Here is a 22,332-nt window from a genome sequence, read left to right as displayed (position 1 = left end):
CCCAAGCCCTCACAGGATTGGAACTGGCCTTGCCCGCCCTTTTGGCGGGCATTGTCGTTAGTCAAATATTGCAAATCGGTGTTAATGGCTTCTTTGCTTCGCAATAAGTGACAAAAGCAAGCAACATACAACTCCTCCCAAGAGGAACACAGGAACTACAAAGATAGCGGTTTGTATTCCGTAACTTTCATCTAACCACCCCACCAAAGCATGCGCCAGAATCAAGAAAATTCCCCCCATACCTAAGGAGAATGAAACTGTAAAAGGGGGATTCTTACTACAATCAGTCAACCATTCCATGGCATAAGGAAACAAGTAGGATAGTGTCAATCCACATACTGGAAACCATAGTGGGCTCACCCAGTAGCCCAGAGAAAATACGGCTGCTGTCGATAAAAAGGAGACTATCAACCAGAAAAAAGCACTTCCCTTCAGCAGGATAAAAGTGAAGGCCACTCTCCCTAAACAAAGTAATCCGAAAAAGATTGAAAGCAAAATATCCGCCTCAACGGCCCAGTGCCCTCCCCTAGCTTCAAGAAACAGCACCATCCTACTCGCCAATATATGTTCAGCGCCGTTGTAGGCAGAAACAATAAACCCACCACCAATTGCGATCCACCACTCTTTCGGTTCTTTATCTCGTTGGCTCGCCTCTTTATAGGCGCCAGGGTTAAAAGAACTCCCATTTTTCCTCAGTTTTCCTTTTCTTCTTATTAATCCAGACAAGATAAAAAATAATATGCTTGCAGCTATCCCCCCAAACAAATAGAAACCGCCCTCCCACCCAAAGTGAAATTTATATAACAACCCGGGTAACAAAGGAGACAATATGGAAGCCACCCCATAGGTACTATGTAATCCACAATAACCTTGACGAGTTAAGTTTTCAGGCACAAAAAGGGGTATTGCCACATTAATCAAAACCATACTCCCTCCGGCACCCAAACCAAAGAGGAAGCTGCCCAGAATAAGCAGGGTAAACGAGTATAGATATCCAGAAATACCTGAAAGTACCGACCCTACCCCCATAAAAACTACGAATAATGCTAACCCAGAGATCACTCTGATTTTTTTCACCCAGAGAGCCCCTGACAAAGTCATAAGTAAGGCAGAAAAAGTGGACAGGAAGAAAAAGGTGGAGCCCTTTGTTGGGGAAACGGAAAAAAAATCTAAAATTTTGGGGTAAATTGGAGCTTTATAGACCTCTACAAAGCCCAGTAAAAATAGAGCCCCATAGCATGACAGCAATCCAAACCAATAGATGTTGCGTTTCACGCAGCCCTTCTTTTGATATATTGATCACATTCTTCAATCATTCGGATTGCTTGTATAGAATCGGCAAGAGGAAGATCTGGTGATTCTATAAAGTTTTTTTCAATACATAATTGAACGGCCTGTGCCTCATAATAAAGCCCTTCAGAATTTGGGTAATTAAACCTGCCTCTTATTCTCGGCAACGGGAATTCGTACAACTTAGTCTCATTATCTGTCCTTCGATCACCAGTGACCCGCGTCACTGACACCCTAGTTGGACAATGTGCCGGGGCAAACACTTTTATTCGCCCTTCTGTACCATAGATTTCCAACTCTTCCGCACCCTCAACCAGATGACTCCAGGAAACTACAGCTGTTGATCCACTATCGAAGTGCGCATAAATGAGCCCGGCACCATCCTCCTGAAAACCGTAGTTATCCAGCACCCCAGAGAACTCCAGGTCTAATATCCCCCTACCCAACACCATCAACGCCGTGTGGACAGGATACACACCGGCATCCATACCAGCTCCCACCTTCCATTTTGGAGACTGCAACCCTTCATCCTTACGCAGGTCAAAGCTCAAATCTGCACGAAGCTGGCTTACCTTACCTATATTCCCAAGACTAATAATATCTCTACAGTATTTAATAGCAGGGAAGAACCTCATCCACATCCCTTCCATGCAAAACAGCTGTTTTTTATTGGCAAGCTCTTTAATCCTAACAGCATCCTCAACTGTTAACGCCAGAGGTTTTTCAATAAGAACAGGCTTACCTGCCATTAATGCTAATTCAGCATGTTGTCGGTGTAACTCGGGGATAGTTGCAATATAGACAATGTCAATATCAGGATCAGAAACAAGTTCCAGGTAACTGCCATAAGCCCTACTTGCTCCATGACTATTCACAAACTCTCTCGCTCTATTAAAATCCCTGGAAGCTACAGCAAACACTTCTGAGGAATCCAGGTAATCGAGGACTAATGCAAAATCATTTGCTATTCTTCCACAGCCTATAAATCCCCAGCGCAGCCTTCTCAAAGGTAGTTTTTTAGCACTTTGATGACTGGTCAAGTCTAATTGCTTAGGTAAATACTCCTCCTCTGCTATTTCATCAGGATCCAATATGAGCTCTGGATGACGAGTAAGCCTTTCTTGCAGGTCATACCAAGCGCTTTCCAGATGGTTCGCCTCTATCTTATTGACCCAAATACAGTTTCCTAGAGGGGCTGGGAGAGGCGCTCGCAAAGTACCGGAGCGATGAATCGAGATCTGTTTTATTGCCGTCTTGTATACATCCAGGCTCAGCCCTTTGACGCTAGCTGCAAGACCCAGCTGCACGTAAATTCCAAATAGTAACTCAATGTCTGCCTTGGATATCAATCCCATTTTTTCAGCTACCAGCGAAGTAAACAGGCAATCAATGCCCACAGCTTCACCATGCATCAACCTAAAAGCCTCATCACGCTCCAACCAGCGGGATAACGTATGTCCAAAGTCCATTGGTCTGGATAAGTTCTCTTCTTTTAAGTCTCCCGCAATACTATCCAGCATGGCATCAATACAATTTATCAGCAGTTTATAGGATGCATCTCCCGGCAGGCCATCAGGTTCTAAAAAACTGTTTTCCAACAGAGTGGCACCCTGAGCTGACAAGGTATCGAGCACATCCTTGTTGAATACCACTCCAACCTTAATCATTTCACCAATCGCACTTTTTAATACCCGCTGTGGATTAGTTTTCAAGAAGGAGGGATCAATAATGGTATGCAAGGGACAATGAAAAGCACCAATCCCATTCTTAATATTGTGGTTCACACTGACTTTAATGCCGATAGAGGAGTCAATCATTCCCATTAGAGTCGTTGGAATACGTATCCAGGGTGTATTCCGTCGCCACACCGCACTGACAAACCCAATCGTATCGGTTACCGCCCCTCCGCCCATAGCTAAGATTGGCTCCCTGTAACGAAGAGGGTTTGCCTTCCATATCTCATCAATCATACTGATAAGACTATTAATATTTTTTGACTGTTCGCCACCCTTCATAACTATCGGGATGAACTCAACCCCCATGGACTCTTGCCACTCGGTAATACCCTTCCCATAGAGTTCCCATACCTTGTCATCAACACAACAAATAATTCTGTTCTGCGGCGGTCTTAGGAGTTCTATAAGGAATTTATTACCAGGATTAAAGAGTCCATGGTGGTACCAGATTCTTTGGTTTGTTGGAGCCTGACAAATAGTATCTGAAATTTGTACGATAGAATGATGGCTTTCATCTTCTCTTAATTGAGCCTTAATACTGGGCTCTATCCCTGCGGCTAATTCGAGAACACCACATGCATGAAGCAGTCGCGGCAGGCTCAAGTATTTCTCATCATCGCTATCTAGAATGGATTCAATAAACAGCCGCTTCAGATTGTAATAATCTCGCTCAAACAAGTAGCAATACCACATCCCTCCCTTTTCTTTTCTAGTAAGCTCAAGTGCCCGATCAAGGACATCTTCCATGGCCTGCCGAATAAAAACAGGGTCACCTCGAAGGCCTTTTCGCATCACTATGCAATTTTCTACGCCTTCACAACGGGTAGCCAGAAAAGAGAAGCTTACTCCCAGATTAGTTTTTAGCGTAAAAGACAGCTTTTTGAAGTCCTCGATATCACCGAAGCGCTTCTGCACGGTTTCATCTCGATTCACTACTACATCAGTAATGTTGTGAGGAGCAAGGTTCCACTTTGCTATACAGAGTTCAAGTTCATGGCAACACTGGTTGAGCAGCATACCTTCGGAATTTTGCCTAAAGATGCTTTCCAGGTTGGCTTCCGGATGCGGGTTGTGATGAATGAATCCGACACTCCTGGACTTCAACTTCCATTGCTCGTTAAGCCTTTCGGCTCTATCCACATAATTTGCGATATGCTTTTGATAGCCAACAACAACATTTACATTGTTTCTGTCGGCGATCCTTTCCATTTCACGCAGCTTTTCCAGCGAGTCTGCACCTGGTTTTTCAAGGTATATATTCCTATATCCTTTATTAACTACCGATTTAAAAATCCCCTTCGCGAGTGGAGTCCTCACCGAGATAACAACCAAATTTTTAAAGGAGGGATGCGCATCAGGTATTTGCGCCACCGAGGAATAAGTTTTGAAATCGCCATACTGAGCTTTTAGCCTTGCCATCTCATTTCGGAAAACCATCCCTTTTTCAGATGACTCGACATCACTGGAAAGCCAATACTCTTCAACAATCGCATCTACCACTACATTTCGCATATTCATTAGCTGAGACAAATGCAGCCATCCGATTGACTCCCCAGGCAGACCGACACCTACCACCGTGACATGCACCACATTCTGATTCATAGCGGCAACATTTAACCTCGCATCCGCTGGCACTACCCAGCTCGTCAGAACCGGGCTTGCACTTCTAACTTATTGCTAATGTGCGCTGATTAACGACTCAACTCTTTTTTGATGCCTGAGGGTATAGACCGCGATCAACACTTCTATATGTCGTCTTTGCGGCTCAATAGACATCAGGATGCGCCGATAAGGTTTCACCTAACGGCTATCGCTTTGCCAAAGCCATTAAATTGCGGCTAAACACCCAACCAATCAAATAGCCAACAACGATTGCCAAAAGCTATCGCACGCATTTACATTAATAATTTTTATCAAATAGCATCGACCGATAGTATAGATCCCACTTCCAAACAACGACCGACAAGACAGTGATAAATAAGGAGCTATCCATGTCACGTTACATCGAATCCCAGCTGAAACCCTTTAACGCCAAGGCTTATCAAAACGGTGACTTCTTCGATATCAGCGACGCCGAGGTTAAAGGCAAGTGGGCCGTATTCTTCTTCTACCCCGCGGACTTTACCTTCGTCTGCCCCACTGAGCTGGGCGATCTTGCCGACAACTATGAAGAGTTCAAGAAATTGGGCGTTGAGATCTACTCCGTATCTACCGATACCCACTTCACTCACAAAGCCTGGCACGACTCTTCCGACACCATCGGCAAAATCCAATACCCGATGATCGGCGACCCCACCGGCACCATCACCCGCAACTTCGGTGTGATGATCGAGGAAGAAGGCATAGCCGATCGCGGCACCTTTGTAATCGACCCGGAAGGCCGTATCCAAATTGTCGAGATCACTGCCGGCGGAATCGGCCGCGATGCCAGCGAGCTGTTGCGCAAGATCAAAGCGGCCCAGTACATCGCCGCTCACCCCGGTGAAGTCTGCCCGGCCAAGTGGAAAGAAGGCGAAGAGACCTTAGCCCCCTCCCTAGATCTGGTAGGAAAGATTTAACCCAAATACCTCTGACCCGGCCCATCAAAAGGTGGGCCACAACCCAGCCTTAAATTGTTAGAGAAAGGACACACCGATGTTGGACGCAAACCTGAAAAAACAACTGGACACTTACCTGCAGAATATCGTCAAACCGATCGAGATTCGTGTGTCCACAGATAACAGTGAAAAATCCAAAGAGCTGGAGGCGCTGGTAGATGAAATCTCCGGACTCTCCAACAAAATTACTGCACAGCAGAGTCAAGCCAAGCGCACGCCGAGTATGGCCATCGCCCCTGCCGGAGAGGAACCCCGGGTTAGCTTTGCCGGTATTCCCCTGGGACATGAATTTACCTCACTCGTACTGGCACTATTGCAAGCGGGGGGCCATCCCTCAAAAGCAGACCCGGAGCTACTGGAGCAGGTACGAAACCTGAAGGGTGAATTCCACTTTGAAACCTATATCTCCCTCTCTTGCCAAAACTGCCCGGATGTTGTCCAAGCGCTGAACCTGATGGCAATCCTCAACCCAAACATCACCCACGAAATGATCGACGGTGGCCTGTTCCAGGAGGAAGTTGAAAAGCGCAATGTTATGGCTGTACCTGCGGTTTACCTCAATGGTGAACACTTCGGCCAAGGCAGGATGTCCCTCGAAGAGATTGTTGGAAAACTGGATACTGGCGCAGCCGAGCGTAAAGCTGAAGAACTGAATGAAAAAGCACCCTACGATCTTTTAGTGGTAGGGGGTGGCCCAGCGGGCGCAGCGGCTGCTATTTATGCCGCTCGCAAAGGCATTCGCACTGGCATAGTGGCAGAACGCTTCGGCGGCCAGGTAATGGATACCGTAGGCATCGAGAACTTTATCTCTGTACCTTATACCGAGGGCCCCAAGCTCGCAGCCAGCCTTGAGCAACACGTAAAAGAGTATGGTGTTGATATCATTACCGATCAACGCGCAGCCAACTTGCGACGCAACGAAATGGTAGATATCAAACTACAAAGCGGTGCTACCCTATCCAGCCGCTCTGTAGTATTGGCTACCGGTGCCCGCTGGAGAGAACTGGGGGTACCTGGCGAAGCGGAGTACCGCACCAAGGGCGTAGCCTACTGCCCCCATTGCGACGGCCCCTTCTTTAAAGGTAAGCGTGTAGCCGTTATCGGTGGCGGCAACTCGGGCATCGAAGCAGCTATCGACCTCGCCGGAATCGTCGAGCACGTCACTGTACTGGAGTTCGCGGATAAACTGCGCGCAGACGAAGTACTGGTACGGAAAGCACAGCTGACAGATAACATCGATATTATCGTCAATGCGCAAACCACCGAAGTACTCGGCGACGGCAACAAAGTTAACGGCCTGGCCTATACCGATCGAGAGAGTGGTGAAAACAAGCAACTCGACCTGGCAGGCGTCTTCGTACAGATTGGCCTGGTACCCAATACGGAGTTCCTTAAGGAAACCGATATAGAGATGAATCGCATGGGCGAAATCGTGATCGACGAGCGCGGCGCAACTTCAGTCCCCGGCGTCTACGCCGCCGGCGATGCGACCACTGTCCCCTACAAACAGATAGTGATCTCTATGGGTGCAGGTGCAACTGCTTCGCTGGGCGCATTTGACTACTTGATTAGGTCTTCGGTTGAATAACACCAAAGCGTTAAAAAGGGCCAGTCATTGACTGGCCCTTTTTATATTCACTTTAAGCATGGACAATATAGGAGAACAGATTTCAAGCTAAGACCTGAGCCCACATAAAATATCATGCGCCATTTATAAACCTATATTTATAATGGACACTAAATCCGCACCTTTAATTTATATATATTATTAACAAACCAAAAACAAACTGGTTAAACCCTATAAAATACCACTTGGCATCACCTATCAATTACTAATCGAAAGAAAACTTTAGAGTAAATAATAGACTCATTATCTTGGGAGCCCCCCATGAAGAAGCCAAGCCTAACGCTATTTTTATCCCTGCTACCAACCTTTGGATTACCTTTAGCCTCAAACAGTTTTGCTGTGAGCTGTGGCGACACGATTACTACCCAGGAATCCCTCACAGAAGATCTCTCTTGCGAAACCAATCCAGCCCTCACAATCGACGGCCCCGGTGGCGGGCTGAACTTAAATGGATTTACTGTTACCTGTATAGAACCATTACATGAGGGCATCTATCTAACAGGCCTAGCTGCAAGCCTATTTAATGGTGTAATAGACAATTGCAATGACTCAATAGCACTTACGGAAGATGGTGTTCATTTTGTCAGTGATATTGAGATTAATAACCTTGTAGGTGTGGGCGTACGTATTGAAAGTAACAGTAATTTTGTTACCGGCATCGTGATACCTTTTAATGGTACGCAATATGCAATAGGCATAGAAACAACTAATCCCGCAAGCCTCAATCAGATCACTGGAAATTTTCTAGAGTTCCCGGGATTTTCAGGAATATATATAGAGGGGCGAAGCAATACAGTCACCGGAAATGAAATTCTTAACCCTGGTGATTTTGGCATAGCTCTTGATTCTGATGGAGGGAGCAACTTAATCCTACTTAACACTATAATCAGTGACAGTAAAGCGAGAATACTCAACACTCTCAATGGCGATGGAGATGTGGGAATATATGTAAGTTCAGATTCAAATCTCATATCCCAAAACAGTATATCGAACAGCACCACTGGAATCAGAATCAATAACAGTGACAGCAATACAGTAAGCAGCAATGAAGCTGACAATAACATTGACTATGGCATAGTGATCGAGGGAACTAGCGCAGAATTCAATAACATTTTATCTAATACAGCCAATGACAATGGTATATTCGACCTTTACTCCCCTGATGATCCGAACTGCACATCTTCGAACAACTGGATTGGCAATAGTTCTACCATTAATGACCCTAACTGCTTGGATTGAGGCTTTGCCAAACTAAATCCATAAAATTATCTAGTTAAGCAATAGCCGAGCGGTATATTGCTTACTTATAAAGTATAAAAAAGTAAAGGATCTCTTAGCAATCATTCGTAGCTAATACTCCCCGATAACGGATTGAGAGTGAAATCAATACTCACATCTTCATAGCCCCCAAATTACAACCATGCCAGCACTAATGGGATAAAGCTAAAACTGACTTCTACCAGAAAAAAAGTATTACGCAAAAGTTCCAGACACCCATAAACCTTACTGAAAGTAAGATTCAATATTTACAATGGGTTTTAAAATCAAAGCCATAATTTAAATTAAATATTATCGAAAACAAATAAAAAAGCTAATAATAGTAAAAGTAACGCTAGCCCAGCTTACGCACTCATCCAATCTAACCATAGAAAATGAATCACCCTCAATAACATAACAACCGCGAACAAGGAATGGAAAGTATGAAAAAACTAAAATTAGCCCTTGCCTATTTTCTTTTGCCCGCTGCTGGAATAGCAATTTCCTTCGAAAGCTATGCTGTTAGCTGTGGAGATACCATTACCTCCCAAGAAACACTGACTCAGGACTTAGTCTGTGCCACTAATCCCGCACTAACAATTACCGGTCCCTTGGGCGGACTTGATATGGATGGATTTACTGTTACGTGCTCTGCCTCAACAGACGACGGCATACTCCTAAATGGCCTATCTGCTAGTTTAACCTCTGGAGTTATCGATAACTGTAACAACTCTATTATGTTACAAGACGATGGGTCCCACTATGTTACAAGTGTTGATATAGATGATCCTGATGGAGTAGGAGTACTTATTTCAAGCGATAGTAACTTTGTCACCGGCATCCAGATACAATCTGATGGCGTAACCTCCGGAAATGGTATAGAAACTGAAGATCCCGCTAATTATAACCAAATCATCGGAAATACTATCGATAGCACCGGTGGAGATGGAATATATCTAGAGGGAATCTCAAACAATGTTACTAGCAATATAATCACAAATGCTGGTGGTGACGGTGTTGATTTCGATCCCGATGGTCGTTCAAATATCCTTATATTGAATGTTATTGATAACAGTACAGACGTTGGCATTGAGATAGATTCCAACTCTAATCTCATTTCTCAAAATGTAGTGACAAATAACGTGACAGGTATCAGGGTTGAGAGCGCTGATAACAACACCATTAGTGTAAATAGTGTAAGTGATAACAATGACTACGGAATATCTATTGAAAGTGGAAGCGCCGACGGTAATACCGTCTTATCTAACTCCTCCTTAAACAATGGGATCTTTGACCTTTACTCACCCAACGATCCAACTTGCACTGATAACACTTGGATAGGTAATACTTTTGTTACCCGTGACCCTTCATGTTTAGAATAAATTAAACCCTAAATAACTCAAAAATAAAGGCGATAATCAAGTTCTGTATCGCCTTCTCTCAATGACTATCATTTGGGCAATAGAATACCTTGTAAGTTAAATCATACATTGTTACCGGCAGTCCTCTATCAAGCTTTCTTCAGCAAGAATTTCAAACCGACAATAAGTAAAACCTCCCATTAAACTAATGTCCCACTAAATCAGCACTTACCTCTCATAGCATCTATCTAGGCCATCTATCAAACTCATACTTGTATCAACCCCATTCACAAGGAGTACGTGCCAGATTGTCGGCCAAATTCTGACGATCAGGCTAATGAGCGGTGATTGATACGACTTCAACCTTGAAATGCAATGGAAAACGACATTCGTCGTACAGTCTCATCACTAAAGGAGTTACTGATGAAGAATATTGCACCTCTAGCCGCCAGTATTGCCCTGGCAATCATTAGCCAGGGCGTTATCGCCGACACCAATACTGCAACGGTTTACCAAGAAGGTCTTGGGAACACTGCAACAGCTGATCAAAGTGATCCAACCGCCACAAACAATACCATCAATCAAACTCAGATCGGTGATAACAACACCAGCTATGCAGAGCAATCCGCTAACAGTGATGGTGGCACGATCATTCATAACCAAACTGGCGATATGAATACCGCCGAGTCCTATCAGGATAACTCTGTAGGCGCCTATATCGAGATCAATCAGGGAGACAACAATCAGTACGTCTTCACTCTCCAGTCATTTGTTGACGGTAGCACCATGTCCATTACCCAAGATGGGGATGGCCACAGTGCAACCTTAACTCAAACCAATAGTACCGATGATGTTATTGTGGTGACTCAAGCTGGGGTAAACCAAACCGCATTTGTTACCCAAACACTGACGTCAAACAGTGAAGTCTATGTAGATCAGCTCGGCGACTCCAACCTGGCGACCCACAATCAAGTCAATGGAGACTCCAACTACTCCTCCTCATATCAGGACGGTACTACCAATACCCTTAATGTGATTCAAACCAACGATGATCACGAGAGCAGTCTCTGGCAAATTGGCGACAACAATGTGGCCATTCATAACCAGACGGGTTCAGATCACTACGCACTGACTGAGCAGCTCGGAACTTCTAACTTTGCCAACATTACGGCTACAGGTATTGGTTCTTCCGCTCAAACTTACCAAAATGGTGTGGGTAACGCCCAAACAACAACACAAATTGGCGATGCGCAATCTGCTTTTGCCAATCAAACCGGAAACGCAAACGTAGGTGTGATTCTACAGTAAACGCTTCATCTCGCTGTGCTGCCCATAAATGGGCAGCACCCATGGACTCATTGGCACCGAAAGACCATCTTCCAAAGAGTTATTTCCGAAATAACTCTTACCTTACATCCACATACCTAGCAATAACCCAAGTTCTTTACCAACTTATATAGGCGATTTTGTGTTCGTCATAGGTACAATCCGCACCGTTAGTTAGTCTCTCCGTCCCATCTATCAGGATAAGTCGCCTCTATCTGATAACGTACCCCCACGCCTAACTAGACAAAGGATAGCCAAGACTTCCTCGCCGTTCAGCAGCCCTATTCGCCACTTATCCTAATTTTCATCCAGAAGAGAAAGATAGCTCTAAGATGGCAAGCATTCAGCAGGTGAACACAGAGAGAATAGTTATGCGATATATTCAAACTAGATATTCAAAGACCAACGCAAAGTTAAAGGCGCTCTTCGTAGCCGCCAGCCTGTTTTCTACTACAGCAAGTGCTAGTGACATCGATGGGGAATGGAAGGCCACTATTCAAACAGAGAGTGACAAGGTGCTTCCGATTGTCCTCCATATTGATCAGGACAACGGCAAATGGACGGGGGTACTGGATAGCCCCTCACAAAAGACCTATGGCATAGAGATGTCATCACTGGAAGTTATCGGCAACAATATATCCTTCGAAATTGAGGACTTAGGACTCAGTTACGAGGGGGCGTACAACCCAGTAGTTGAGCTTATGTTCGGTTCATTTACTCAAGGGAAGTCACAAACTCTTAACTTCAGAAAGATAAATACTACTAAACCGGATAACCGTCCACAAATACCAACAGGCCCCTATCCCTATACTGTTGAAGAGGTAAGTTTTAAAAGTACAATCACAAATAATATAATCTCTGGGACACTAACCAAACCAAACTCAAGGATAAAAGCCACCGCGATCCTGATTAGTGGTTCGGGGCCGCAAGACCGGGATGAAACCGCATTTGGCCATAAAGCATTTGCGGTAATTGCCGACTATTTAACTCGGCAAGGGTACGCGGTATTGCGTTATGATGAACGGGGAATTGGTGACTCTACCGGGAGTTTCTCCACGGCAACTACCGAAGATTTTGCCAATGATACCAGTGCAATTGTGGATTATCTGAATAGTCGTAACGATCTCCCCAAGGGTAAAACGGGCTTGATTGGGCACAGCGAGGGGGGGATGATTGCCCCCATGGTAGCCAGCAATCGTGATGATATTGCGTTTACAATTCTTCTCGGCGGTCCAGGGGTTAAACTACAAGAGCTCTTTTTCGACCAGTGGCACAGGGATAGAAAGCACAGCGGTGTGACTGAGAAAAACCTACAAGAGTTACGCAAGCTTGATAAAATTATTTTTGAACAATTTGCTCATCTTCCCATTGGGGGAACTGTCAGTGATGAGTTGCACCAATATCTCTATAAGACTGTTGAACTCGAAGGCTTGGAAGGAGGCAAACTGGAAGCTCAAGTTGAGGTACTTAAAAAACAGTATTCCACCCCTTGGTTTCGTTATGCATTAAGCTTCAACCCTGAGCCCTATTTAGAGGGTACAAAATGTCCTATTTTGGCTCTTAACGGCTCACTGGATTTTCAAGTTGATGCGGAAATGAACTTAGGCAATATAGAAAAGGTGTTGAGTAAATCCAATCATAAGGATTATGAAATTATTGAACTCAATAAAATGAATCATCTCTTTCAAACAGCCGAAACCGGTAGCTATGCCGAGTATGCGGAAATAGAGGAAACCTTTTCCCCTATTGCCCTCGAGACGATGTCAACCTGGCTGAATGAGAGATTCTGATTTCAACTAAACTCTGTGGCCCCAGAACAAGGGGCCATTTTATTAACATGTATTAATTTATGAAGTTACTGAAGTCCCCTGCACCTACGACAAAATTCTTAGCGTATCATTTTGGCGGCTGGCTAATATTCGCCCTAGTGAACTCCATTTCTCGCGGGTTACTTACCGATGAAAATTTCGAGCAGCTCGCCATACACGCACTCACCCTGTTATTAACCTGCGGAGCTTTAACACTAATCATTCGGGAAATGATTTATCGCTTTGACCTCTTAGATAAAAACTGGAGGCATCAGTGGCCCTACTTCTTTCTATCCTCAATCTCACTTGCATTTACCTGTGCCTATATTTCAGTTATTTTTCTATTCTCATATTATAATTTAATGGGATATACCACTCCCGACTCAATTTGGCACAACGTGCTTGGCAACTGGCTTATCATGACTATTTTATTAGTAAGCTGGACCCTAATTTATGTTACAGCGGTTAATCAAGACCGTTTACTCAAAGCTGAACAGGAAGCCATTCAACTTAACCTACAGCTCAATGAGGTTAAAATGGCAGCACTTATGGGGCAGCTTAACCCACACTTTCTATTCAATGGACTAAACAATATTCGGGCCTTAATTCTTGAGGATGCTACTAAATCAAGAACGATGCTGACAAACCTCTCTGATCTACTGAGATATACATTGATGGCACATAAACAGAAAACCGTGCCACTCAGAGATGAGCTGGAAATTGTTTGTCAATATATCGACCTCCTCAAAATACAATATGAAGATCGTTTGACTTTCAAGTTGATAACTGATCCAGAGTTGATGGGAGAACGAATCCCTCCTCTTATTATCCAACTGCTCACAGAAAATGCGATACGCCACGGAATTGAAAAGTCCAAGCATGGCGGTGAAGTAACCATAAGAGTATCCCATGAAGAGGAACACCTAGTCATCACGGTAGCTAACCCAGGGACCTTAGAGCTAAACGCACCTATAGAAACAAAGCTTAGCAAAAAGAAAAATGAAAATACCGGATTGGGGCTAGCTAATATAAAAAAACGATTGACTCTTCAATATGGTAACAACACATCCTTCCAGATAAAGCAACAGGGGCAGCAAGTTATTGCCCAATGCCATATTCCTACTTCATCTCTACAGTTGGCGGTATAATAAGTGAAAGCCATTATTATTGAAGATTCCAGACTCGCTCGCAATGAATTGAGAGAGCTGTTAAAGCCTCACAAAAATATTAACTTAGTTGCAGAGGCAAAAGATTGTGAGCAGGCAGTTTCTCTGATTCTAAAAGAACAACCAGACTTACTTTTTTTAGACATTAATCTACCGGACGGGACTGGCTTCGACATACTAGAACAGCTTGAAACTGCACCCCAGGTTATTTTCACAACCGCTTATGATGAATACGCCATACAAGCATTCGAAGTCAACGCATTAGACTATCTCCTCAAACCAATCAACCCGGAAAAATTAAAGCGGGCCCTTAACAAAACACTAAGTGATTCTTCCTTACAGGATGATAATCACTTATCGAACTACCTAGACACCAACAACAAGATCTTTATCAAGGACGGAGAGCGTTGCTGGCTAATAGAAATAGGAAATATCCGTTATTTTGAAAACTGTGGAAATCATGCTCAAGTATTCTTTGATAACAACAAACCGTTCATTTATAAATCATTATCTAAAATTGAGCAGCGTTTAAATCCTGAGATTTTCTTTCGCGCCAACCGCCAGCAAATCATAAACCTGAATTTTATTCAGGATATTCAACCATGGGTCAACAGCGGACTACTAATAACGATGAATGATGGAAAAGAAATAGAGGCTGCAAGACGCCCCGCTACTCGCTTACGAGAAATGCTAAGTTTGTAGGTCGGCCGTATAACCTGCTGCCAGGTACCATGCTGGCAGCAGCATCTCTATTACTCACCTCGTATAAATACTCTGCTGCTAATCTGAAACATCAATTTTAGCGGCATACTTGTAATCCAGTAAAGTCTAAAGATGGACAGCTTGCCAAACTACCTGAATATCGATTCACCTTATGGAATATGTGTCCATAATAGGAGATGACACAATTCTTTACTCATTTTTAATATCGTTTACAAGACGTCCTGAAACACACCCTAATTTATGTAGAAAGGAATCTATCAAATGTTCAAACGAGCTTCCTGTTTGGTTTTAACAGCCCTTTTATTCAGTATCACCAATTTGGTGGCGGCACAGCCAAATAACTTAGAAGAGAATAAAAAACTCGCAATGCAAGCTGTGGGGTTGTGGCTAAGCGGCAATAAGATAGATCCCAAGACAATTTTATCTCCTAACTATATAAACAACCTGGATTCTGCGACAACGGATAGCGCAGGCCCACAAAAGCGTAACCTCAAACAATTTGAAGAAGAGGTGGCTAAGTTTCACAAGGCTTTCAAAGACATCAAGGCGGTCAGTACCAAGCAAGTAGCTGAAGGAGATTTAGTCGCAACCCATGTTACAGTCAGCGCTAATCATGTCGGCTCGTTTATGGGGGAATCTCCAACCAAAAAAAAAATCACCTGGGATGCCGTAGAATTCTCCAAGATTCAGGACGGCAAAATAGTCGAAGCTTGGGTCACTTGGGATAAATATGGATTCCTAAAGCAGCTTGGTGCACTGAAGTAGTCAATTGCGGAGTAATACTATCCTTGACAGCAACTCAGGATACATTCCCGAATGCGGCACTCATGCTGCTCTGACCCCAAATAATCAAGATCGTCGATATTTTGATCGGTGTCTTTTATGAGTTTAGAAACTCCATCTCGAGAACTTGGCCCACAAGAGGCCTTATTTATAGAGATGACAAGACTCTCCTATGGTGGCTTACAATTTGTTTCTTTCATTAGAGTCTGCAAATCGTTAAGTGTTGACACTTTACGCACAGGATTAGAGTACCTACACAAACGCCACCCTCTTCTACGCGCTCGTATCCAAAGAGGGGAAAAACTTCGCTGGATTTGCGACGTTGACTTTAATGATATCCCATTAAATATAAGCCAAGTTAGTGACACTCTCAATTTAGAGGATGAGTTTAAAGTTCACGGCATAAACTGCCTGGACAGTGAAAAATATGTATACAGCATAAAGCTATACCTCAATAAAGAAGGTCTCGTAGAGTGGATTTCCGTCATCAATATACATGCAGCATTTGATGGCAGATCAGTAATGACTATATTTTCAGATTTAGACAAATTCCTGCAATCTAACGAAACACTTAAACAAGCCAAGTCACTTCCACTACAAGAAAGCATTGCGAGCCAGCTAGAGTCAGCTGGATATTTTGGAGAAAAGGGAGTTGAACATAAGAACATTGACGATTTCATCTGGCTGGTAGAAAAGCAAGCCGCTCCCAATGAGCGCAAGTCCTGTGCAATTTCATATCTTATGTCGCCAGAAAGAACTAAAAAACTCGCTAATTGGGGCAAGAGTAACGGCATAAAAATTACTGCAATCTACTGTGCCATTGCATCTATTGCTGCACGAGCAGTACCTATTGACAAAAAATTAACAGAAGTAATTTTATCGATGGATGCCAGAGGGCTATGCTCCCCGAACATTCCCATAGGGCATATTGGAGCCTTTTCCGAAACCGCTAGCTTGAAGCTCCCCCCCAATATAGAGTCTGCCAATGTTATTGATGTTGCCAAAATGCTACAAAAGCAAATCTTTTCGGTACTGCTCAAGCAGAGGCCTATGACAAAAAATCTCAGCTCAGACTATACGATGAGCGATATAACTCATATGGCTTCAGAGATAACAGCCCAACAGAAGTCCTTTCCAGCAGGGATTATTGTATCCAATGCAGGCAGCATACCTCTTTTAGCCGATGAAATGGAGTATTTTGAAATTCAGATGCCGATGATCACTCTAACTAACGGTATTAACCCATTAATGGCTGCTACCTTTACCACTTACCGTAATTCGGTCTTTGTTTTTGGGTATTGTGAACCATTGATTAGCAGACATAGTATTGATTTATTTGTTAATGAATATATGCGTATATTAAATGGCCTTATTTCGGAATAGCATTCCATGCAAGCAAATACTTTAAGCAAACAACCCTAAAATGGAAACCCTGAAAGCAGCCATTAAAAAATTAACTCTTATACAAACAAGCACCTCACAAACCCGCTAAAAATCAACTTGCTCTTTGAAGTGCCAAGCAATTATTTATATTAGCAAAGCTACTTAATCTGGAACATATTGTTCACCCCATAAGCTGAATAAATTTCTTGCATCGTCTCTTCTGTGGCCTTGTTAATTTTCCTAATCATGGAATTTAATCCTGTACCATCAACAGTTGTTCTAAATGAATGTTTACCATGCTGAACAATCAGAGACTGAATGCCAAATTGAGCCAGCTCCACGCGGTAGTTTTCTCCGATTCCCTCTATTGCGTGCTTGGTAGTATTATATGAGCCAAGAAAAGGTAATACGAATTCCCCCAAAATACTTGATATCTGGACAATAGCTCCACTACCACGCTGTTTCATTTGCTGCAAGACCGCATGAATTAGTTGTTACAATCCAAACACATTAATTTCAAAAACCAAGATACATAATCTAGCTGCATTACTTCCGCTAGATATCATTGCAAATGCTATATCAATAGAAAGGCGGAGCTTACCAGCGTCGGATTTCGAGACAAGTCACCACCACCTAGAACAATTACACTTTCTACTTAAGCTCCGCGTAAACTCCTTACTATATTTCTTATAGATTTTGTTTTATTACCATTCAGTCTTTGAAGATATAAAATAAAAGTTAATATACCTTTGGGAGTTTGTCTTTAAAAAGGCAAAACCCATAAGGAATAGATGGTTTTGGGTACAACATGGCAAGTAAGTTCAACGCCTCTTTCAAAAAGACTATTATTGCACTTGTGTATCTTGCTGTTGGTTATGCTTTTTTCGCCTACGTTTATAACAATTTTTTTACGCAAACAACCACATTCCCCCGAGAGTCGGTCACGTATGATCTTACTCACAATACCGATTATCTCCAGCAAAAAGACACGATTAATATCCTCGTCGTAGCAGGCGGAGGAGTCAGAGGCTTAATTCCTCTACATGTACTGCAGTATATTGAAGACAAATTAGGGAAGCCCCTTGATCAGGTGTTCGACGTTTTTTCAGGGGTTTCCACTGGAGCCATTATCGCAACAGGCCTCAATATTCCTGATGAAGCTATTCCCAGCAGAAACGGGCAAAAGCTATCCCATCTCGACTATCTGGTTGATATCTATGAGAACGAAGTAAATTACCTTTTCTCTCCCCCTTGGTATCACAAGTTCCTAACCGCAGGCGGTCTGTTTTCACCCTCTTACTTTGGCAGCCGATTACATGAGGTAATGGAAAAACATTATACTAAAGACCTTAACTTTACTGAACTTGAGAACTACGTAATCATTCCTTCTTTAAACTTAAAGGACGGACAGATACATCTTTTCAAGAACAAAGGTGAGACAGTTAATTATCTCCCCACCGATCGGCTTTATCAATTAATGACAGCTGCGGTAAGTGCTGAAACTGCTTTTCCGCCTGTCGTATTCAATTATTCAGAAGATGAAGGTATCCAGCATTGTGAGCCTGAATTTGCAGAATCGGAAAACGAATCCCAATGTGTGTTTGCAGATGCAGCTATAGCTATGAACAACCCGGCCAGTATGATTCTTCGAGATGTTATCAACGAATTTCCCGATAAAAATTATTACATCCTGGTATTAGGTGCTGGCAGCCCTCGACTCCTTAGCTCAACAACAAACTACGACACACTGAAAAACTGGGGACAAATAAACTGGTTTCGAGATGCATTAACAAATATGCAGCGCTCAATGGATACACACCAGCTCCATACACTGGAAATTGCAAAGTCTTTATCTGAAGAAGGGAGGATAGAATACGACTATCTAAATATCGAAATTCGAGAGCCTTTTATCGGCATATTTGAGCATAAGAAGCTCCCAAAGTTAAAGGACTATTCAGACCAACTAATCAAAGACAATCAGGCCCAAATCGATCTAATTATCGACCATTTAAAAAGTGAGAGCATTAAAAATTCAAGTGATAAGTCTTGACAGGTGACTCTTAAATCAACATGGGGGAAACCTAGAAGGTTTCCAGGCATCTATGTGTTACCTCCTTGACTCACCTGTATATTTACAAATGCCTGGTACTGACTTAAAAATACTTCGCCAGAGAGCTTTTGTAAAAAGCTACTTTTCTCCAAACGATCCATCACCGGACCTTTAACTTCAGAAAGATGAAGTCGAACACCTCTATTAAGTAAGATACTGTTTATACTTTCCAGTACTTCTAAGGCGCTCCAATCAATTTCATTGACTGCACTACACATCAGAATAACATGCCTGACCTGGGAATTACCTGCTAGACGGCTATAAATACGCTCTTCCAATGAACTTATATTAGAGAACATCAGACGGCCATCTACTCTAAAAGTAAGAATCTCAGAAGCAGTTTTAACTGGGTGTCGATCTATATTGCGGAAATGCTCAGTGCCTTCGATTAATCCCACCTCTGCAATATGAGGCTTTGATGCGCGCCAAATGAATAATAATAGCGATGCACCCACTCCACAGAGCACCCCCGACTCAACGCCAAATAATAGAGTAACGAAGATTGTCACCGCTACAGCAAGAAAATCCGCCTTGGAAAATTGCCAAGTTTTACGCAAGATAGAAAAATCTACCAGTGAAAGTACTGCAACAATAATAGTGGCAGCAAGAGTAGCTTTCGGAAGAAAATATAGTGGTGACGTTAGAAAAAGAGCCGTGAATCCAATGCCTATTGCGGTAAATAGGCTGGCAAACTGTGTTTGTGCTCCCGCGTCAGCATTTACAACTGAGCGTGAGAAGCCACCACTTACCGGAAATCCACCAGAAAAACCTGCCCCAACATTCGCCAACCCTAGAGCCACCAGTTCTTGGTTGGAATCAATTCTTTGTCTACGTTTTGCGGCTAAAGTCTTTGCCACGGATATCGATTCTACATAGCCGATGATAGCAATCATTAGCGCAGGTAACGCAAGTGACTCAAATAGGGAAAGCGACAGCTTTGGCAAGCTAAATTGAGGCAGCCCCGAAGGAACACTGCCAACAAGGGCTACTCCCCATGCTTCAAGGTTAAAAGTATATGAGAAGTACACGGTTATCAGCACTGCTACTGCGGGGGATGACTTAGACAGAAGATTAGCGGTATCAGCTCTGATTCCTAATCTTTGCAATAGTTTTGCCGCACAAGCTCTAGATAGGTATAGAAATAGCACCACCCCCAAACCGACTAACAAGGTCAACTGATTATAGCCTCCCAATTTTTCAAACAAGCCAGGCAACAGCTCTAATATTGTATCTCCATGGACCGATAGCCCCAGCAATTGGGTAATCTGATTAAGTGCAATTAATAACGCAGAAGCAGTTATAAAGCCGGAGATTACCGGGTGTGATAAAAAGTTAGCGAGAAAACCTAACTTTAATATACCTAATACTGTGAGAATTCCTCCAGATAAGAGCGCCAATATCGCTGCTGCAGTGAGGTAGTCCACCTCACCGCTCGCTGTTACCTTTCCAAGAGCAGCGGCGCTCATTAAGGAGATTACCGCTACAGGTCCTACGGATAGTGTTCGACTGCTGCCTAACAAGCCATAGACTAGCAGCGGAACAATACTCGCATAGAGGCCCACCTCAGGTGGCAATCCGGCAAGCAAAGCGTAAGCAAGGGACTGGGGAATAAGGAGCACGGTAACAATTGAAGCCGCCAGTAGGTCCTGGGTTAGCAGCTGCCGATTATAGGAGTGAATAGTAGCCAGAATGGGAAACCATCTGGTGAGATGCTGCATCGCCATGATCTGTTTTCCGCTCTGGCCTTACGGCCTGAGTTCTATCGCCTTAAAAGAAGGGGGTGAATTGCAGCACCGAAAGTGCTGCACTTTAGAGCTAGGGTTCAATCGATATCAGCACAGCGCCAATATCAAATCCTGCGGCCTGTGCCTGGGAATTGAGCTGCTTTTTATCTGCCCCCATCAGGATCTTGGCACCGGCCCATACCTGGCTGGAACGATTTCCCGTCCGGCAAAACGCGTGCACTTTGTCTCCTTCCTGCAAAACATCACGAAATGCCTCGCAGTGATTCCGCATCAAACGTCCGCGAGTAAAAGGAATAGCCACAAATTTAATGCCCACCGCCAATGCGGCCTGCTCCATTTCCACATAGGAAGGGTGAGTCTCACTCTCACCTTCCGGGCAATTGCATACTACAACTTGCACCCCACTCTGAGCCAATGGCACCATACTTTCACAGGCTATATGCTCAGAAACGCTCACCTGTTCATCTAATTGTTTAATATTCATTGTCACCTCAGTTCTATGCATTCAACTGAATAAATATATCGATCAATAATTTCGTCTAAAGCTGATTAAGCGGCACTTTCAAATAAACTGTACCATTCGATTCTGCCGGGGGCATTTGCCCCGCACGAATATTCACCTGCACAGACGGTACTATCAGCCGCGGCACAGATAAAGTGGCATCACGCTTGCGGCGCACCGCGACAAAATCTTCCTCGGCAACCCCATCGCGCAAATGAATATTCTCCCTGCGTTGCTCTCCCACGCTGGTCTCACACTGATAGCCCCGTTTACCTTTAGGCGGGTAGTCATGACACATAAACATGCGGGTTTGGTCGGGAAGGGACAAAATCTTACGCACTGAACGATACAGCTCTGACGCATCGCCGCCGGGGAAGTCACATCGCGCACTGCCAACATCCGGCATAAATAAGGTATCGCCAACAAAAAGCGCATCGCCGATTAGCCAGGCCATATCTGCAGGGGTGTGACCGGGACTGTAAATCACTTTCGCTATCAGCTTACCGACCTGGAAGGTTTCACCATCCTTAAAGAGATGATCAAACTGACTACCATCTGCCAGGAATTCCCGCTCAAGGTTAAATACATCGCGGAAGATTTTCTGCACCTGGCAAATGTGTTCACCGATCCCGATACGTCCACCCAATTGCTGGCGTAAAAACGGTGCCGCTGATAAGTGGTCAGCATGGGCATGAGTCTCCAGTATCCACTCCAGAGTCAGGTCTTTCTCTTGAATAAATGACACCAGCTCCTCAGCACCTCGGCTACTGGTGCGACCCGAGGCTGAATCAAAATTCAGCACAGAGTCCACAATAGCGGCGGAACCCCCTTCCCTGTCGTACACCACATAGCTCCAGGTTTCTGTATCCCGATCCAGGAACGGCTGTACTCGGGCACAGTGTTCTTCATGAGCCATCT

17 protein-coding genes are annotated in these 22,332 nt (G+C 43.9%); 11 read left to right on the top strand and 6 right to left on the bottom strand.

Translation table 11 applies throughout. From position 1 onward, the window contains the following. Nucleotides 1-81: 81 nt before the first annotated feature. Together ACJJIL_RS06870 and ACJJIL_RS06865 are read right to left on the bottom strand one after the other, a co-directional pair. A complete protein-coding gene (locus tag ACJJIL_RS06870; RefSeq protein ID WP_445361498.1) occupies nt 82-1,275 on the bottom strand; it encodes an MFS transporter in 1,194 nt (397 codons plus the stop codon). Next, on the bottom strand, nt 1,272-4,661 hold the full coding sequence (locus ACJJIL_RS06865; protein ID WP_445361497.1) for a Gfo/Idh/MocA family oxidoreductase: 3,390 nt from the start codon (nt 4,659-4,661) through the stop codon (nt 1,272-1,274). The genes ACJJIL_RS06870 and ACJJIL_RS06865 overlap by 4 nt, the downstream gene beginning before the upstream one ends. Before the next feature lie 356 nt (nt 4,662-5,017). Here ACJJIL_RS06865 and ahpC point away from each other — a divergent pair, with 356 nt between their 5' ends. From ahpC to ACJJIL_RS06815, 10 genes are all read left to right on the top strand, one after another. After that, complete coding sequence (gene ahpC / locus ACJJIL_RS06860) at nt 5,018-5,584, top strand: alkyl hydroperoxide reductase subunit C (protein ID WP_444914216.1); 567 nt, start codon at nt 5,018-5,020, stop codon at nt 5,582-5,584. 76 nt (nt 5,585-5,660) lie between these two features. Further along, complete coding sequence (ahpF, locus tag ACJJIL_RS06855) at nt 5,661-7,211, top strand: alkyl hydroperoxide reductase subunit F (protein WP_444914217.1); 1,551 nt, start codon at nt 5,661-5,663, stop codon at nt 7,209-7,211. A 300-nt stretch (nt 7,212-7,511) separates the two neighbouring features. Then, nucleotides 7,512-8,489, top strand: coding sequence for a right-handed parallel beta-helix repeat-containing protein (locus ACJJIL_RS06850; RefSeq protein WP_445361496.1), 978 nt, complete (start codon nt 7,512-7,514; stop codon nt 8,487-8,489). A gap of 461 nt (nt 8,490-8,950) precedes the next feature. Continuing rightward, on the top strand, nt 8,951-9,889 hold the full coding sequence (locus tag ACJJIL_RS06845; RefSeq protein ID WP_444897832.1) for a right-handed parallel beta-helix repeat-containing protein: 939 nt from the start codon (nt 8,951-8,953) through the stop codon (nt 9,887-9,889). Between the two features lie 402 nt (nt 9,890-10,291). After that, nucleotides 10,292-11,176, top strand: a complete 885-nt coding sequence (locus ACJJIL_RS06840) for a hypothetical protein (protein ID WP_445361495.1) — start codon at nt 10,292-10,294, stop codon at nt 11,174-11,176. Between the two features lie 389 nt (nt 11,177-11,565). Beyond that, complete coding sequence (locus ACJJIL_RS06835; RefSeq protein WP_445361494.1) at nt 11,566-12,984, top strand: alpha/beta hydrolase family protein; 1,419 nt, start codon at nt 11,566-11,568, stop codon at nt 12,982-12,984. Between the two features lie 59 nt (nt 12,985-13,043). Continuing rightward, a complete protein-coding gene (locus ACJJIL_RS06830) occupies nt 13,044-14,150 on the top strand; it encodes a sensor histidine kinase (RefSeq protein WP_445361493.1) in 1,107 nt (368 codons plus the stop codon). Between the two features lie 3 nt (nt 14,151-14,153). Beyond that, nucleotides 14,154-14,870: a LytR/AlgR family response regulator transcription factor gene (locus tag ACJJIL_RS06825; RefSeq protein WP_445361492.1), complete on the top strand. Its 717-nt coding sequence runs from the start codon at nt 14,154-14,156 to the stop codon at nt 14,868-14,870. Nucleotides 14,871-15,152: 282 nt separating this feature from the next. After that, on the top strand, nt 15,153-15,656 hold the full coding sequence (locus tag ACJJIL_RS06820) for an ester cyclase (RefSeq protein WP_445361491.1): 504 nt from the start codon (nt 15,153-15,155) through the stop codon (nt 15,654-15,656). 117 nt (nt 15,657-15,773) lie between these two features. Beyond that, nucleotides 15,774-17,057: a condensation domain-containing protein gene (locus ACJJIL_RS06815; protein ID WP_444941313.1), complete on the top strand. Its 1,284-nt coding sequence runs from the start codon at nt 15,774-15,776 to the stop codon at nt 17,055-17,057. Between the two features lie 158 nt (nt 17,058-17,215). On the opposite strand, the gene ACJJIL_RS06810 is transcribed toward ACJJIL_RS06815, so the two are convergent. Further along, complete coding sequence (locus tag ACJJIL_RS06810) at nt 17,216-17,545, bottom strand: SDR family NAD(P)-dependent oxidoreductase (protein WP_445361992.1); 330 nt, start codon at nt 17,543-17,545, stop codon at nt 17,216-17,218. Between the two features lie 320 nt (nt 17,546-17,865). Here ACJJIL_RS06810 and ACJJIL_RS06805 point away from each other — a divergent pair, with 320 nt between their 5' ends. Beyond that, nucleotides 17,866-19,107: a patatin-like phospholipase family protein gene (locus ACJJIL_RS06805; protein WP_445361490.1), complete on the top strand. Its 1,242-nt coding sequence runs from the start codon at nt 17,866-17,868 to the stop codon at nt 19,105-19,107. 50 nt (nt 19,108-19,157) lie between these two features. On the opposite strand, the gene ACJJIL_RS06800 is transcribed toward ACJJIL_RS06805, so the two are convergent. From ACJJIL_RS06800 to ACJJIL_RS06790, 3 genes are all read right to left on the bottom strand, one after another. Beyond that, nucleotides 19,158-20,885: a SulP family inorganic anion transporter gene (locus ACJJIL_RS06800; RefSeq protein WP_445361991.1), complete on the bottom strand. Its 1,728-nt coding sequence runs from the start codon at nt 20,883-20,885 to the stop codon at nt 19,158-19,160. 97 nt (nt 20,886-20,982) lie between these two features. Further along, a complete protein-coding gene (locus tag ACJJIL_RS06795; RefSeq protein WP_445354622.1) occupies nt 20,983-21,396 on the bottom strand; it encodes a protein tyrosine phosphatase family protein in 414 nt (137 codons plus the stop codon). A 55-nt stretch (nt 21,397-21,451) separates the two neighbouring features. Next, nucleotides 21,452-22,330: an MBL fold metallo-hydrolase gene (locus ACJJIL_RS06790; protein ID WP_445354623.1), complete on the bottom strand. Its 879-nt coding sequence runs from the start codon at nt 22,328-22,330 to the stop codon at nt 21,452-21,454. Nucleotides 22,331-22,332 lie beyond the last annotated feature (2 nt).

Source organism: Microbulbifer maximicatervae (SeqCode), from assembly GCF_052468095.1.
This window is presented reverse-complemented; position numbering and strand designations above follow the sequence as displayed.

What these genes read in the sequence shown, in the direction of transcription:
- ahpC (WP_444914216.1), top strand. Translation starts at nt 5,018, where the DNA reads ATGTCACGTTACATCGAATCCCAGCTGAAACCCTTTAACGCCAAGGCT.
- ahpF (WP_444914217.1), top strand. Translation starts at nt 5,661, where the DNA reads ATGTTGGACGCAAACCTGAAAAAACAACTGGACACTTACCTGCAGAAT.
- ACJJIL_RS06850 (WP_445361496.1), top strand. Translation starts at nt 7,512, where the DNA reads ATGAAGAAGCCAAGCCTAACGCTATTTTTATCCCTGCTACCAACCTTT.
- ACJJIL_RS06845 (WP_444897832.1), top strand. Translation starts at nt 8,951, where the DNA reads ATGAAAAAACTAAAATTAGCCCTTGCCTATTTTCTTTTGCCCGCTGCT.
- ACJJIL_RS06840 (WP_445361495.1), top strand. Translation starts at nt 10,292, where the DNA reads ATGAAGAATATTGCACCTCTAGCCGCCAGTATTGCCCTGGCAATCATT.
- ACJJIL_RS06835 (WP_445361494.1), top strand. Translation starts at nt 11,566, where the DNA reads ATGCGATATATTCAAACTAGATATTCAAAGACCAACGCAAAGTTAAAG.
- ACJJIL_RS06830 (WP_445361493.1), top strand. Translation starts at nt 13,044, where the DNA reads ATGAAGTTACTGAAGTCCCCTGCACCTACGACAAAATTCTTAGCGTAT.
- ACJJIL_RS06820 (WP_445361491.1), top strand. Translation starts at nt 15,153, where the DNA reads ATGTTCAAACGAGCTTCCTGTTTGGTTTTAACAGCCCTTTTATTCAGT.
- ACJJIL_RS06815 (WP_444941313.1), top strand. Translation starts at nt 15,774, where the DNA reads ATGAGTTTAGAAACTCCATCTCGAGAACTTGGCCCACAAGAGGCCTTA.
- ACJJIL_RS06805 (WP_445361490.1), top strand. Translation starts at nt 17,866, where the DNA reads ATGGCAAGTAAGTTCAACGCCTCTTTCAAAAAGACTATTATTGCACTT.
- ACJJIL_RS06800 (WP_445361991.1), bottom strand. Translation starts at nt 20,885, where the DNA reads ATGCAGCATCTCACCAGATGGTTTCCCATTCTGGCTACTATTCACTCC.
- ACJJIL_RS06795 (WP_445354622.1), bottom strand. Translation starts at nt 21,396, where the DNA reads ATGAATATTAAACAATTAGATGAACAGGTGAGCGTTTCTGAGCATATA.
- ACJJIL_RS06790 (WP_445354623.1), bottom strand. Translation starts at nt 22,330, where the DNA reads ATGGCTCATGAAGAACACTGTGCCCGAGTACAGCCGTTCCTGGATCGG.